The organism is Rhodoferax sp., assembly GCF_023700745.1.
Classification (GTDB): domain Bacteria; phylum Pseudomonadota; class Gammaproteobacteria; order Burkholderiales; family Burkholderiaceae_C; genus Rhodoferax.
In genome coordinates this window covers 33,813-48,629 of record NZ_JAMPYG010000013.1, presented here as the reverse complement: position 1 = coordinate 48,629, position 14,817 = coordinate 33,813, and the positions used below count along the sequence as shown (strand labels likewise).

At 60.4% G+C, this 14,817-nt stretch carries 12 protein-coding genes; 6 read left to right on the top strand and 6 right to left on the bottom strand.

Annotation, left to right across the window (positions count from 1 at the left end; translation table 11 throughout):
• Positions 1–13 precede the first annotated feature (13 nt).
• From NDJ10_RS11075 to NDJ10_RS11060, 4 genes are all read left to right on the top strand, one after another.
• Positions 14–3,088: an efflux RND transporter permease subunit gene (locus tag NDJ10_RS11075; protein WP_296162155.1), complete on the top strand. Its 3,075-nt coding sequence runs from the start codon at positions 14–16 to the stop codon at positions 3,086–3,088.
• A 237-nt stretch (positions 3,089–3,325) separates the two neighbouring features.
• Entirely contained in the window at positions 3,326–3,700 is a 375-nt protein-coding gene (locus NDJ10_RS11070; RefSeq protein WP_296162152.1) for a DUF4398 domain-containing protein, read from the top strand.
• A gap of 26 nt (positions 3,701–3,726) precedes the next feature.
• The gene (locus tag NDJ10_RS11065) at positions 3,727–4,659 is read left to right on the top strand and encodes an OmpA family protein (protein WP_296162150.1); all 933 of its coding nucleotides are present in this window, start codon (positions 3,727–3,729) and stop codon (positions 4,657–4,659) included.
• Positions 4,660–4,692: 33 nt separating this feature from the next.
• The gene (locus NDJ10_RS11060) at positions 4,693–4,977 is read left to right on the top strand and encodes a hypothetical protein (protein WP_296162149.1); all 285 of its coding nucleotides are present in this window, start codon (positions 4,693–4,695) and stop codon (positions 4,975–4,977) included.
• Here NDJ10_RS11060 and NDJ10_RS11055 read toward each other — a convergent pair.
• The 3 genes from NDJ10_RS11055 to NDJ10_RS11045 all read right to left on the bottom strand — a co-directional run bounded on the left by NDJ10_RS11055 (position 4,961) and on the right by NDJ10_RS11045 (position 5,914).
• Positions 4,961–5,119 (bottom strand): hypothetical protein, encoded by a 159-nt coding sequence (locus NDJ10_RS11055; RefSeq protein WP_296162147.1) that lies wholly within the window; start codon positions 5,117–5,119, stop codon positions 4,961–4,963. The two genes, NDJ10_RS11060 and NDJ10_RS11055, sit on opposite strands and share 17 nt — an antisense overlap.
• Before the next feature lie 136 nt (positions 5,120–5,255).
• Positions 5,256–5,621, bottom strand: coding sequence for a hypothetical protein (locus tag NDJ10_RS11050; RefSeq protein ID WP_296162144.1), 366 nt, complete (start codon positions 5,619–5,621; stop codon positions 5,256–5,258).
• 83 nt (positions 5,622–5,704) lie between these two features.
• Complete coding sequence (locus tag NDJ10_RS11045; protein ID WP_296162141.1) at positions 5,705–5,914, bottom strand: glycine zipper 2TM domain-containing protein; 210 nt, start codon at positions 5,912–5,914, stop codon at positions 5,705–5,707.
• A gap of 348 nt (positions 5,915–6,262) precedes the next feature.
• Between NDJ10_RS11045 and NDJ10_RS11035 the strand changes: the two genes are divergently transcribed.
• A complete protein-coding gene (locus NDJ10_RS11035; RefSeq protein ID WP_363318705.1) occupies positions 6,263–9,397 on the top strand; it encodes a PAS domain S-box protein in 3,135 nt (1,044 codons plus the stop codon).
• 145 nt (positions 9,398–9,542) lie between these two features.
• On the opposite strand, the gene NDJ10_RS11030 is transcribed toward NDJ10_RS11035, so the two are convergent.
• From NDJ10_RS11030 to NDJ10_RS11020, 3 genes are all read right to left on the bottom strand, one after another.
• Positions 9,543–9,701, bottom strand: coding sequence for a DUF3309 family protein (locus NDJ10_RS11030; RefSeq protein ID WP_296162140.1), 159 nt, complete (start codon positions 9,699–9,701; stop codon positions 9,543–9,545).
• Between the two features lie 154 nt (positions 9,702–9,855).
• Complete coding sequence (locus NDJ10_RS11025; RefSeq protein WP_296162138.1) at positions 9,856–11,223, bottom strand: class II fumarate hydratase; 1,368 nt, start codon at positions 11,221–11,223, stop codon at positions 9,856–9,858.
• A gap of 102 nt (positions 11,224–11,325) precedes the next feature.
• The gene (locus tag NDJ10_RS11020) at positions 11,326–13,758 is read right to left on the bottom strand and encodes an ATP-binding protein (protein ID WP_296162137.1); all 2,433 of its coding nucleotides are present in this window, start codon (positions 13,756–13,758) and stop codon (positions 11,326–11,328) included.
• A 228-nt stretch (positions 13,759–13,986) separates the two neighbouring features.
• On the opposite strand from NDJ10_RS11020, the gene NDJ10_RS11015 reads away from it, so the two are divergent.
• Complete coding sequence (locus tag NDJ10_RS11015; RefSeq protein WP_296162135.1) at positions 13,987–14,811, top strand: response regulator; 825 nt, start codon at positions 13,987–13,989, stop codon at positions 14,809–14,811.
• The last annotated feature ends 6 nt before the right edge of the window (positions 14,812–14,817 follow it).

Sequence of the window (14,817 nt, the reverse complement as noted above, 5' to 3'; positions counted from 1 at the left end):
CAGGAAGTCCAAGATGCAACTGGCTGAAACCTCCATCCGCCGCCCGGTCTTTGCCACCGTACTGTCACTGCTGATCGTGCTGATTGGCTCGGTGTCGTTCAATTCCCTGACGGTGCGCGAATACCCCAAAATTGACGAACCGGTGGTGTCTGTCACGACCACTTTTGCCGGTGCCTCCAGTGAGGTGATGGAAACCCAGGTGACCAAAGTGCTGGAAGACTCGCTCTCCGGCATTGAGGGTGTGGATGTCATCACCTCCAACAGCCGTCAGGAACGTAGCCAGATCTCGGTGCGTTTTGCCCTGAGCCGCGACGCCGATGCCGCCGCCGCCGATGTGCGTGACAAAGTGACCCGGGTGCGGCAACGCCTGCCGCAGGGCATTGACGAACCGGTCATTGCCAAGGTCGAGGCCGAGTCTTTTCCCGTGATCTTCCTGGCGCTCAGTTCCGACACCCACAATGCGCTGCAGTTGTCAGAGATGGCCAACACGCTGGTCAAGCCGGTGCTGCAAACTGCCCCCGGCGCGGCTGAAGTGAACGTCTATGGTGAACGCAAATTTTCCATGCGCATCTGGGTTGATCCCGACAAGCTGGCGGCCTACAAGCTCACGGTGCAAGACCTCGAAGATGCCCTGCGCCGTGCCAATCTGGAAGTACCTGCCGGACGCATCGAAAGCCAGCAACGCGAATTCAATGTCACCGCTGCCACGGACCTGCAGCGGCCGCAGGAATTTGCCCAGGTGGTGATTCGCAGCGTGGCGGGCCAGCCGATCCGCATTGGCGATGTCGCCCGCGTCCAGGAAGCGCCGGTGGATGAGCGCTCTTTTGTGCGCCTGAACGGCCGCGATGCCGTGGGCGTGGGCGTGGTCAAGCAAAGCACGGCCAACCCGCTTGACTTGTCCAAAGGCGTACAAGGATTGCTCGCAAAACTGCGCCGCGACTTGCCGCCCGGCGTGCAAATCGAGGTGGCCAACGACAACTCGGTGTTCATCGACCAGTCGATCAAAGCTGTGTTCACCACCATTGTCGAAGCCGCGGTGCTGGTGGCGCTGGTGATTTTTGTGTTTTTGCGCACGCTGCGCGCCTCGCTGATTCCGCTCATCACCATTCCGGTGTCGCTGATTGGCACCTTTGCCATGATGTCGCTGGCGGGCTTCAGCATCAACACGCTCACGCTGCTGGCCCTGGTGCTGGCGATTGGTCTGGTGGTGGACGATGCCATCGTCATGCTGGAAAACATTTATCGCCACATCGAAGAGGGCATGGCGCCATTCCAGGCTGCCATCAAGGGTGCGCGCGAGGTCGGTTTTGCCATTGTCGCCATGACCATGACACTGGTGGCGGTGTATGCGCCGCTGGCTTTTTCTCCAGGACGCACCGGTCGCCTGTTCACCGAATTTGCGCTGGCGCTGGCGGGCGCGGTGGTGATTTCCGGCATCGTGGCGCTCACCTTGTCACCGATGTTGTCGTCGCTGCTGCTCAGGCACAACCCGCACCCCACCTGGTTTGACTCGCACATGGAAAACCTGCTGGTCTGGGTGACCCGCACTTACGCCAGGCTGCTCGGCTGGTCGCTCAAACGACGTTATCTGGTGTTGCTGGTGATGCTGGCCAGTGGTGTTGTGACCTGGTGGACATTGGGCGACATCAAACGTGAACTCGCACCGCTGGAAGACCGTGGTGTGGTGTTGGCGCGCATCAATGCGCCGGATGGCGCAACGCTGACCTACACCGACCGTTATGCGCGCAGTATTGAGCGCATCGCTGAGGATTACCCCGAATTCGACCGTATTTTTTCCACTATTGGCAATCCCACGGTGTCGCAAGGCAACATCTTTTTCAGAGCCAAGCCATGGGATCAGCGCCAGCGTACCACGCTCGAAATGGCGCGCGCCATGACGCCGCGCGTGTCCAGCCTGTCAGGTGTCACGGCCACACCGATCACGCCGCCATCGTTGGGCCAGGGCTTCAGCAGCCGGCCGATCGAGTTCGTCATCATCACCTCCGAGAGCTACCAGAATCTGGCGCAAACCGTGCGTGCGTTTCAGGACGAATTGGCCAAGAATCCGGGCTTTGTCCAGGTGGACACGGACTTGCGTCTGAACAAGCCCGAGATCAAGCTGGAAGTGGACCGCGAACGTGCTGCCGACATGGGCGTGGGGGTGGACCTGATTGCACGTGCCATCGAAACGTTGCTCGGCGGGCGCAAGGTGACGCGCTACAAACGCGGTGGCGAGCAATACGACGTGATCGTGCAGACCACGCCGACGGGCCGGGACACACCCGACGACATCGAGAAAATATTTGTCCGTGGCAAAGGTGCCGAACTGATCCCGCTGTCCGCGCTGGTGACCATCCGCGAGGTGGTGGTGCCGCGTGAGCTGATCCACTTCGGCCAGCGCCGCTCGGCCACCATCACGTCCAATTTGTCGGCCACCTATTCGGTGGGCGAGGCCTTGCAGTTCATGGATGCCACCGCGCAAAAAGTGCTCCAACCTGGCTATGCCACCGACCTGAACGGCATCAGCCGGGAATTCAAAAAGTCGTCTGAATCGCTGACGCTGGTGTTTGCGCTGGCGCTGTTGTTCATCTTTCTGGTGCTGGCGGCACAGTTTGAGAGTTTTGTCGATCCGTTTGTGATTCTGTTCAGCGTGCCGCTGTCGATGGCGGGTGCGCTGCTGGCGCTCAAATGGTCGGGCGGCACCCTCAATGTGTTCAGCCAGATTGGCCTGATCACGCTGGTGGGCCTGATCACTAAACACGGCATTCTGATCGTTGAATTTGCCAATAAATTGCGCGAGCAGGGTCTGGACACGCTGGCTGCCATCCAGCAGTCGGCGACGCAGCGCCTGCGACCCATCATGATGACCACCGGCGCCATGGTGCTGGGCGCGGTGCCGCTGGCCATTGCCACCGGTGCCGGTGCCGAGAGCCGGCACCAGATTGGCTGGGTCATTGTGGGCGGCATGAGTCTGGGCACCCTGCTCACGGTGTTTGTGGTGCCCACCATGTACACCCTGCTGGCGCGCAAAAAAGTGCCAGGGCCCAAGAAAGAGCTCGTGCTGCAGCGGGTGATCAGCCCGGGTTGAGGGCCGGACAGCCCTCGGTCCAAGGGTCCGGTCATCCATCGACCTGGGGGCTGGCCTGCTGCAAATCGCCCGCTTGTGGGAGCGGCGCCCCCGCCGCCATGACAGCAGAGCGCTGTCTCCCATCAAGCCATGAAGTCCCTGTGTATGCCAGCGAACAGACTTCTCCGGACGAATCACCGATAACGCGATATGCCCAAAACATTTTCGTTTTGGCTGAACCGTTACAGGAATTCCATGATGAAGACAAACACCAGGGGCGGTCTTGCCCTGATTTCTGCCGCCACACTCGCGCTGACGCTGGGCTGCAGCAGTTTGAAGACTCCGGCTACGGCCGATGTGGCGGTGTCAAACGCCGCCGTGGCCAACGCGGCAGGTGCCGGTGGCGCCCAGTATGCGCCGCTCGAAATGACGGCCGCCCGCGAAAAACTGGCCCTGGCCAACCAAGCCATGTTGGCCAAGGACTACAAGCTGGCCATTGAAATGGCCAACCAGGCGCAAGCCGATGCCAAGCTGGCGCAAAGCAAAGCCAGTTCCGTCAAGGCACAGGCCGCTGCCGACGTGCTGCAGGAAGATATTCGCGTGCTGCGCGAAGAACTCAACCGCCCCCGCTAATTCATTCAACACCGTCAGGACACATCATGAAAAAAACCCAATTGGCCCCGATCGCTCTGGCGCTTGCCGCCCTCATGGCGGGCTGTAGCTCGACGCCTAAAACCACCTCGCTGCTGGATCAGGCCCGAACCGACTACCAGGTCGCACAAGGCAACCCCGACATTGCCACCTATGCGCCGCTGGAAATGAAACAGGCCACCCAGGCCATGGCACAGGCCAACGTGGAGGCCAATGAACGCGGCAGCGACGACATGATCAACAACCTGGCTTACCTGGCCAAACAAAAAATTGCCCTCACGCAAGAAGTGACCAAACGCAAAGTGGCCGAGGCCGAGATTGCCAACGCCGGCAAAGAGCGTGACCAGATGCGCCTGGACCAGCGCACCAACGAGGCCAATGTAGCCCGGATGCGTGCCGACAATGCCACCCAGGCCGCTCAACTGGCGCAAAGCGATGCTGCTCAGGCTCAGCGCCAGGCTCAACAAGCCCAGCTGGACGCGGCCAATGCCCAGCGCCAGACGCAAGAGGCGCAGGCCCATGCCGCGCAACTTGAAGCCCAACTGGCCGAGTTGGCCGCTAAAAAAACGGCGCGCGGCATGGTCATCACTTTGGGTGACGTGTTATTTGGCACCGACCTGTCACGCCTGACGGCTGACGGCATGCGCAGCGCCCAGAAGCTGGCCATCGTGTTGCAGCAAAACCCGGAGCGCAATGTGCTGATTGAAGGCTTTGCCGACAGTACCGGTGCCGCAGACTACAACCAGGGCCTGTCCGAGCGCCGTGCCAGCGCGGTACGCACCGCCTTGCTGGAGCTGGGTGTGGCGCGTGAGCGCATTGACATGCGCGGTTACGGCGAATCTTTCCCTGTGGCCGCCAACGACAGCGCTGCCAGCCGCCAGCTCAACCGCCGTGTCGAAATTGTTCTCTCGGACGACAGCGGCAAGATTGTTGCGCGTTAAGCCCCCCTTTTTTCAACTTCAGGAGCCATGACCATGACCGCCAAAAACACCTACATCGAAACCATGAAATCCCAACTCGATGCGCTCGATGCCAACATGAACAAGCTGGAGGCCAAGGCCGAGGAAGCCAAGGCCGATGCCCGCGACGCTTATTTGGAAGAAATGCGCAAGCTGCGTCACCAGTCCAAGCTGGCTAGCGCCAAGCTCGATGAACTTAAGGCAGCGAGTGAAGACACTTGGAAAGCCATGACGACGGAAATGGACAAGGTGCGTGAAGCCTTAGTGCATTCCTTCAACTACTTCAAATCGCAGGTTTAAGCGCTTCTCTGGAGCCAAACAAATTGGCATAAACCCAGGTGAATTCGGCCCTGATCAGCAAGGCGGTGAACAAGGCACCGGTCCAGACCTCTCGCCACAACACCCGGGCGCGTAGCATCACTTTGTAGATCAGTGCAAACATGGCCGTGTCCAGCACACCGAATTGAACAGCGTCCAGCAGAGTGGCGGGTTAAACGGCATCGTCAAGGCAATTGGCGCTCTGCGGTTTTGAACCAGCAGCAAGCGAATTTTCAACTTTCACGGCGGAACAGCCCCGGTCAAGGCTGGTGCACAAGGAGGCCGTCGATGATGTGCACCTTGTCGCCTGCCTTGAAGCCAGGCTCGGTGGCGTAGGTGACTGTTTGCAAGCTGCCATTTTGCATGCGCACGACCACCTCAAAGTGCTTGCTGCTGCGGCCATCGTCCGCCTGGTTGGTCAGCAAAGCGCCGAGCACGCTACCGCCAGGGTGGCCGCCTTGGCCCTGGGCCGCAATCAGGTTCACTGCCGCGACCGTACCGCAATAGCCGCAAAATCGGCTGTCAGCTTGCGGTATCTGGGCCGCCGTCGGTGCGGTCACCAGCACGAGGGGCAGTAACACCGAGCCAGTCAAGGCCAGTGCAAAAAATTTTTGATGAAGTCGCATGTGCAACGGCGGGCCTTGTTGTGCTGGTTCAAGCAGCGATCAAGCCCACGGCGACCTGCGCCGCAGGTCAAAGCGAGGCGCTTTTATTTGGTCACTTCGTGGCCAATGACACCACCCACGGCGGCACCGGCGGCTGTGCCCAGCAGGCCGCCACCAACGATGTTGCCCGCGACGCCGCCAATCACCGCACCGGTGGCCGTGCCCTTTTCCTGGTGGGTCATGCCGGCGCAGCCACCCAGGCCCAAGGCGGTCAATAACAGGACGGCAGCAGAAATACGTTGGGTAAAGTTCATGAGAGTTCTCCAAGTCAGTTAAGAATTAAATCGTGCAACGCAGAGCATGCTGGCACGGACGTGAATGCATTGTTGACTGCCCATGAGGACAGGTCTGTGCGCTTGCGTACACAAGCGCAATTGTTTTGGCTTCTGAATCGTGGGCCTATGTGTGCCAGCGCACAAACGTTGGCAGCCGACAACCGTATGCTGGCGACATGTCAATGAACGACCCTGTCAGGCAAGGCATGCTCTCCCGGGCGAGCGATACGTGTATAAAGGGCTACTGATGCGCGCTGCGTCGCAGACGCCTTGCGCGCATTCCCATTCATTTCGCGTCCGGTCAGTCCTGCATCACGAGTACCCACTTTGAAAACTATCCCCAAGACCCTGACCTGGCTGGCTGTTGCCTTGTTGCTGGTGGCGGGTGGCATTGCGTTCATGTTCTGGTCCTACCAGCAGATATCGGACGCCGCCATCCAGCGCCAGCACACCCGCAATGTCATCGGCATGGCCAACGACCTGCTCTCTGGCTTGAAAGACGCCGAAACCGGGCAGCGGGGCTATGCCTTGACGGGCAACGAGTCCTACCTGGAACCGTATCTGGCGGCACGTGATCGAGTCATTCCCGAGCTGAAAGCCTTGCGTGATGAAATTGGCAACGCCGATGCCAGGGCCAGTCTGGACGCCTTGGCGCCCTTGATCGAGGCCAAGATGGTCGAGCTTGCCAACGGCATCGCGCTGCGCAGCGCCGGCGACCAGAATGCCGTGCGTTTGCTGATAGAGGGCGGCAAGGGAGAGCAGCTGATGGGCCAGATCCGCCGCGGGATGGACAGCTTCATCCTCGCGCAGGCCACCGACCGCTTGCGCAACGAGGCAAGCTTTGATGCTGCCATGCGTCGTTTGCTGCTCATTCTGTTCGTGGTCGCCGCTCTGGCCTTGCTGTTTGCCTTGAATTTTGCCTATTTGATTTACCAAAGGTCCCAGCAGCGGGTGAAGAGCCAGGTGCACCTTGAGACCCTGCATTTGCTGCAGGCGCAGGAAACCAGCAACACGCTGCTGGCCCAGGCCAACCACCGCTTGCAAGAGGGTGAGCAACGGCTCTGGGTCACGCTCAATTCGATTGGCGACGGTGTCATCACCACCGATGCTGCCGCCTGCATCACCTTGCTCAATCCGGTGGCCGAAGCGCTGACTGGCTGGACGCAGGCGCAGGCGCTTGGCAAGCCGGTTGACGAGGTGTTTCATGTCATCAACAAGGACAGCCGCACCTTGGCCACGATCCCTGTGGCCGAGGCCCTGGCCCACGGCACGGTGCAGAACCTGACTGACCAGACGGTGCTGATTTCCCGTGATGCGCGTGAATTTGATATCGCCGAGAGTTGCGCCCCGATTCGCGCCTTTGACGGTCTGGTGGTGGGTGCGATTCTGGTGTTTCGCAATATTTCCGACGAATACGCAGCGCAACAGGCCCTGCGTGACAGTGCGGCCCTGTTGCAAACCATTCTTAACACGGTGGTGGATGGCCTGGTGACCATTCATGCCCAGGGCGGCATCATCGAAACCGTGAATCCGGCCATTGAACTTATGTTTGGTTACCGCGCAGCCGAGCTTGGCGGCAAACACCTGAGCCTGCTGATCCCCGAGCTGGATGAAGGTCATCACAATGGGTCGCTGGCTTATTACGGCGTCAGTGCCGAGGAGCGTGCCAATGGTCTGGGTCGTGAAGTGATGGGCCGGCGCCAGGATGGCAGTGCTTTTCCGCTGGAAATCGCCGTGAGCGAGATGACACTGCGCGGCCAGCGTTACTTCACCGGCATTTTGCGCGACATCAGCGCGCGCAAGGCCGCAGCAGAAGTCTTGCGCAAGGCGGGTGCCCTGCAAAAAGCGATTTTCGACAGCGCCAACTTTTCCAGCATTGCGACCGATGCCAAAGGCGTGATTCAGATTTTCAATGTGGGCGCCGAGCGCATGCTGGGCTACGCCGCCGCTGAGGTGATGAACAAAATCACCCCGGCCGACATTTCCGACCCGCAGGAGGTCATTGCCCGGGCCAAGTCCCTGAGCATTGAGCTTAATCGCAACATCAGCCCCGGTTTCGAGGCGCTGGTGTTCAAGGCCTCGCGCGGCATTGAAGACATTTACGAACTCACTTACATCCGCAAGGACGGCAGTCGCTTCCCGGCGGTGGTGTCGGTCACGGCGCTGCGCGACGACCAGGAAAACATCATTGGCTACCTGCTGATCGGCACCGACAACACGGCGCGCAAGCAGGTCGAGGCCGAGCGGGCCCGGCTTGACCTGGTGTTGCAAAACAAGAATGTTGAACTGGAGCGGGCGCGTCGACAGGCCGACCATGCCAACCAGGCCAAGTCAGACTTTCTTTCCAGCATGAGCCACGAACTGCGCTCGCCGCTCAACGCCATCCTGGGCTTTGCCCAGCTGCTGGAATCAGGCACCCCGCCACCGTCCGAAACACAAGCCGCCAGCGTCCGGCAAATTCTCACGGCGGGCTGGTACTTGCTGAAGTTGATCAATGAAATTCTGGACCTCGCCCTGATCGAATCGGGTCGTTTGTCGTTGTCGCTGGAGCCCACTTCCTTGCATGATGTGATGCAGGATTGCCAAGCCATGATTGCGCTGAAAGCCCAGCAAAAGGGTATTCGCATCAAGTTTCCAACGGGTGATGATGACTGTTTTGTCATTGCCGACCGCACCCGGCTCAAGCAGGTCCTGGTGAATTTGCTCTCCAACGCCATCAAATACAACCGCCCGGACGGGATCGCCGAAGTGAGCTACCGGCTGCAGTCTGCCGGGCGTCTGCGGATCAGCGTGCGCGACAGCGGCGAAGGGCTGCCGCCTCTGAAAATAGCGCAAATGTTCGAGCCCTTCAACCGTCTTGGGCAAGAGGCTGGTGTCGAGGAGGGGACCGGGATTGGTCTGGTGGTGAGCCGCCAGTTGGTGGAACTGATGGGCGGTGAAATTGGCGTGACCAGTACCGTGGGGGTTGGCAGTGTGTTCTGGTTTGAACTGAATGCGGCATCGGCACCCCAACTGGTACTGGATGAACTGCCACTGGAAGTCGCACCCGCCAGCGCGACCTCGCCAGCAGCGTCCTTGCGCACGCTGCTCTACGTGGAAGACAACAAGGCCAACATGGCACTGGTGGAACAGCTCATTGCGCGCCGCCCGGATATGCGCTTACTGGGGGCGCAAGATGCCATGCGCGGCATTGCCATGGCACGGGCGCACCAGCCCGACCTGATTTTGATGGATATCAACCTGCCTGGCATCAGTGGCATGCAGGCGCTCGCCATTTTGCAGGAAGACACCACCACCCAGCATATTCCGGTGATGGCGCTGAGCGCCAACGCCATGTCGCGTGACATCGAAAAAGGCCTGGCGGCGGGGTTTTTTCGTTATCTCACTAAACCCATCCGGGTGCCAGAGTTCATGGCGGCGCTGGATGAAGGGCTGGCTCTGGCCGACGCCAATGGACCCTGAGTGCGAATGTGCCGCAATCAGCGGCACGATCAGGCATTGATCTACCAGGCCATCAGAGCAACCGATGTCGATCCGACCACAACGGCCAGCTTCATCGTTTGGGCACCGTGCAAACCGCGCTTCGGTCCATCCATAAGGGAATGCGTCAGATGCGCCCCATCAACAGCAGCACGATGATGATGATCAGCACCAGCCCCAGGCCGCCGCTGGGTCCGTAACCCCAGCCCCGGCTATGCGGCCAGGCCGGGATGACGCCGACCAGCATCAGAATCAGCACAATCAGCACGATGGTTCCTAGACCCATGGAATACTCCTTTAAATGAAAAAATGTGACGCAGCAGAAATAAAAAATCTCTGCAGTTCAATCAATGACGCGCAAACGATCAGACGCTGCCACCCCGGTAGCTTCGTGATGTTGGCTATAAAGTTCTGTGCGATGGCGAACTGAACGCACCCATTCAGCTGGGTTGCGGGCCGAGCATGTGTTTCACGTCAACCCAGGCATCGAACTGCTCGGCGCTGACGGCGCCCAGCGCCAGCGCCGCGGCGCGCAGCGTGCAACCCTGGTTGTGGGCATACTTGGCAATTTGTGCGGCGCGGTCGTAACCAATATGCGGGGTCAAGGCCGTGACCAGCATCAGCGAGCTTTGCAACAGCGCCTGCACACGCGCGGCATCAACGGTGATGCCCGTCACGCAGTGCCGGGTAAAGCTGAGCATGGCGTCGGTCAGCAGGCGCAGGCTGTCAAGCGTGTCAAAAATGATCAGCGGTTTGTAAACATTGAGTTCAAACTGGCCCTGACTCGCGGCAAAACCAATGGCTGCGTCATGGCCCATCACTTGGGCGCACACCATGGTCAGTGCCTCAATTTGTGTGGGGTTCACCTTGCCGGGCATGATGGAGCTGCCGGGCTCGTTTTGCGGCAGTTGCAACTCGCCCAGGCCGGCGCGCGGCCCGCTGCCCATCAGGCGGATGTCGTTGGCGATCTTGGTCAGGGCAATGGCCAGCATTTTCAGGCTGGCATGCAAGGCCACCAGCGCCTCATGACCCGCCATGGCGGCAAACAGATTGTCCGCCTGTACCAGCGGCAGCTTGAGTTGTTGCGCCAGCCTGGCCGCCACCCGGGTGCCGAATTCCGGGTGCGTGTTCAGACCCGTGCCCACTGCCGTGCCGCCAATCGCCAACTGGTGCACGGCCAACAGGGTATGCTCGATGCTGCTGGCACACAGCGCGAGCTGGGCCGCATAAGCACCGAATTCCTGGCCGAGCGTGACGGGTGTGGCATCCTGCAGGTGTGTGCGGCCAATCTTGATGATCTCATCAAATGCGACGGCCTTGGCCACCAGCGCACAGCGCAAAGTTTCCAGCGCAGTCAGCAAGTCGGAGCGGGTTTGCAGCGCCACGGCAAGGTGCATGGCGCTGGGAAAAACATCGTTGGACGACTGGCCCAGGTTGACGTCGTCATTGGGGTGGCTGTTGTGCCCGGCCAGCTTGGCCACCACCTCATTGACGTTCATGTTGCTTTGCGTGCCAGAGCCGGTTTGCCAGACCGACAGCACAAACTCGGCATCGAATTCGCCGCTGGCCACACGCTGCGCTGCTTTGGCGATGGCTTGGGCTTTGTTGGCATCGAGCAAATTCAGCTCGCCATTCACCAGGGCCGCCGCCCACTTGATCCAGGCCAGTGCATGCATCACAGGCAGTGGCATGCGCTGCTCGCCAATGGCAAAAAAGCGCAGGCTGCGCGCCGTTTGGGCACCCCACAGGGCGGTTTCCGGGACTTCGATCGGGCCGAAGCTGTCGGTTTCAATGCGCGTATTGGACATGACGAACTTCCTTCAACAAGCCGTGCGGTGCGCCATCGTATGCGCGCATGATGAACAGCGCAATGCCTGGTTTTTGTTCGATCTCAGCAATTTCTGCAAGAACTAACGTCCACGCCTGCGCCCGGGCCGGGGGTGGTCGGCCAGTTGACAGGCCCGGCGGTAGGCCTGCAAGGTGTCCTGGGCGCGGCCCAGCACCGTGTCTGGCGCGTAGCCGCTTGCCGTGCCCGGCAGGCCGCTGGCACAGCCAGTCAACAGTTCAATGCCCTCGCGCACATGTTCGGCCGTGTACACATGAAAACGGCCTTGTGCCACGGCCTGCGCCACGTCGCTGCTCAACATCAGGTGACGTCGGTTGCGGTTTGGAATCAGCACGCCCTGTTCACCGGTGAGCCCGGCGGTATTGCAAATCCGGAAAAAACCTTCTATTTTTTCGTTGATACCACCCACCGGCAACACCTCGCCGTGCTGGTTGACGGCCCCTGTGACCGCAATGCCCTGCTTCAGCGGCAAGCCGGACAGACTCGACAGCAGGGCGTACAGCTCGGCGCACGAGGCCGAATCGCCTTCGATGCCGTTGTACTCCTGTTCGAACACCAGCGTGGCGTCGAGTGCCAGTGGCGCCTGGGCGGCGAACAGAATGGACAGGTAGCTGTGCAGGATCAGTACCCCCTTGTCGTGAATCGGGCCCGACAGCGCCACCTCGCGTTCAACGTTGACCAAGCCGTCCTTGCCGGCCGAGGTGCGCGCCGTGACCCGCACCGGAAAACCAAAACGGTAGTCGCCCAGGTCAATCTGGGTCAGGCCGTTGATCTGACCCGTTTTTTCTCCCTGCAGACTGATCAGCCGGTCACCGTCGGTGATGGTCTCCTGCAGCCGCTGGTCCGGGTAGTCGTGGCGCAGGCGTCGGGCCTGCAACGCGGCGCGCACATCGTCGCCCTCCACCCGAGCGCCGGACCGGGCGTGGCAAACCGCCGACGCCTCCATCACCAGCGCCTCCATGTGGGCGAACCCGGCACTCTGGCGCGTCTGGTCGTCGACCTCGCGGTGCGCATCTTCGAGCAAATGCGCCACCGCGGCGGCCGAGAAATGGGGTAAGCCCAGGCGCTGGCAGGTGTGTCCCACAAACACGGCCGAGGCCGCATAGGTTTGCGCACTGGCGATAAAGCTTTCGGCAAAATCCACCTTGACGCGAAAGCGCCGGGCAAACTCGGGGTCGGCCTCCTGCAGCAGGTAGTACTCCTCGGTGGCACCAATCAGGACGATCTTGACGTTAATGTCCAGTGCCTCCGGCAGCAGCGACACCGTGGCCATGGGGGCAAACATCTGCATGGGTTCTTCAATCTGCAGGCGGCCGGTGCGCGAAAAACGGCGCAATTTTTCCCACACCAGCTCGTCGGTCAGCAGTTCGCGCACATGCAGCATCAGGTAGCCGCCATGCGCCTTGAGCAGGCTGCCGGCCCGGATGCGCGAGAAATCGGTCAGCAGCACGTCCTCTTCGGCCTGGTACTCGACACTGCCAAACAGGCTGTGGTAGGAGGGGTTGTCTTCAATGATCACCGGTGCGCCGGTCAACCTTTCGTTGTCCACCACCAGGTTGACGCGGTAGCGTGCCAGCACCGCAGCCAGCTCTTCCTGGCGCAGTTCTTCATCAATGCCGGCATCGGCCTCTGCCGCGCGAAAGGCATCCAGGTTGTCCAGCACATCCTGCATCACGCGGTCCAGGTAATGGCCCAGCTTGAGCGTGTCCTTGATCTGTTTCTTGAGCTCCATCCGGATCTCCTGCAGTTCATGCTCCAGCAGGGGTTTGATGGTCTGGCGCCGCAGCGCGGCCAGACCTTCGTTCTTGAGGCGTTCAATGGGCCGGATTTTGTCAAGGTAGCGGACGATTTCGGCGCGCAGTTCCTGCTCGGCCTGTTCCACCTGGGCGCGTTGCTCCTTGGGTAGCGAGCGCGCCTCGCTTTCGGTCAGGGCCTTGCCTTTGGCACCCAGCAGGGTAAAGATCAGGTGGCCGTCTTCCCGGTACAGCGCAAAGTGGCGGGCTTCGGCAAAAGCGTCGAGTTCGGCGTAGGCCCCGGACTCTTCCAGCTTGTAGGTTTTTTCCAAGTGTGCACTTTCGGCCTTGAAATCGGGGCCATCAAGCCGTTGCGGAATTTCCTTTTGCAGCGTTTTGCTCATTTGTGCCATGAGCTGGCGCAACAGCCGTCCCTGGCCGGGCGGCATGCGCAGCGCGCGCGGTTTTTCGGGGGCGTCAAAGTTATGCAGATAGCACAGGTCGGGCGGCACGGCCTTGGTGGCAGCCACCTCGCGCATCAGTTGCTGCAGCAGCGTCGAGCGGCCGCTGCCCACTTCGCCCAGCACAAACAGGTTGTAGTCGGGCTGGTCCATGCTCAGCCCAAAGCGCGCTGCGGTCTCGGCCCGCGCCTGGCCGATCCAGGGCAAGGGCTGGTGCAGCAATTCGGAGGTATCGCTGAAGCCGAGGGCTTCAGGGGCGATGCTGAGGGCCAGCTCAGTGGGGGCCAGGTGGCAAAGGGTCATGCTGTTGCTCCAGGGAATGGTGCAGGTACCCGTTTCTACCAGATTCCCCCAACCTGTCTTGATATTGCGCATGCTGGCGGGCCCGTCGTAGTCAGCCCGGCCCTGTAACGAACGTGCCGCCTGGAGCGCCTATGTGTGTTGGCGTACCGATTTGCGGGGGGCGGTCAGGCATCATGGCGCCTTTGAAAAATACTGTTCCAATCGAGGTCAGTCAACCAGGAAAAGACCATGCCCATGACCGTCGCCATCCATCAAGCCAGCATCCTGATCGTGGATGATCAGCCCGCCAATGTGCAACTGCTGGAGCAAGTGCTGGCGGATGCCGGGTATACCCAGGTGAGCGCCACCACGAAGCCTGAGGAAGTCTGTGCGCTGCACCGAAAAAAAAGTTTTGACCTGATCCTGCTAGACCTACAAATGCCGGGCATGGACGGTTTTCAGGTGATGGAAGGCCTCAAGACCAACCTGACCGATGGCTACATGCCGGTGATTGTGCTGACCGCCCAGCCGGGCCACAAGCTGCGCGCCCTGGCGGCCGGGGCCAAGGACTTTATCAGCAAACCGTTTGATCTGGTCGAGGTCAAAACGCGCATCCACAACATGCTCGAAGTCCGCTTGCTGTACAAAAAACTCGCCGACTACAACAAAGAGCTGGAAGCCACGGTGGCCGAGCGCACCGCCGAACTGCGCGAGAGCGAGGCGCGCTACCGCAGCCTGACCGAACTGGCTTCGGACTGGTACTGGGAGCAGGATGAAAACGGCCACTTCAGCAAGGTGTCGGGCCCAGTGCTGGAGATGCTTGGCATTCAGGTGGCGCCTTTGGACGGGGAGGTCGCGGTCACGTCCTATGGCGGCTGGAACGAAGTTGAACGCACCAGATTGCGTGCCATCATCGACGAGCGCCAGCCCTTTCTTGACTTTGTATTTCACCGCGTCAATGCAGATGGCAGCAAGCAGAGTTTTCAAGTCAGCGGCGAACCCATGTTCAACCGGAACAGCCGCTTTATTGGCTACCGCGGCATTGGGATTGAACTGACCTCCAAGCTCAAATAAAAAAAA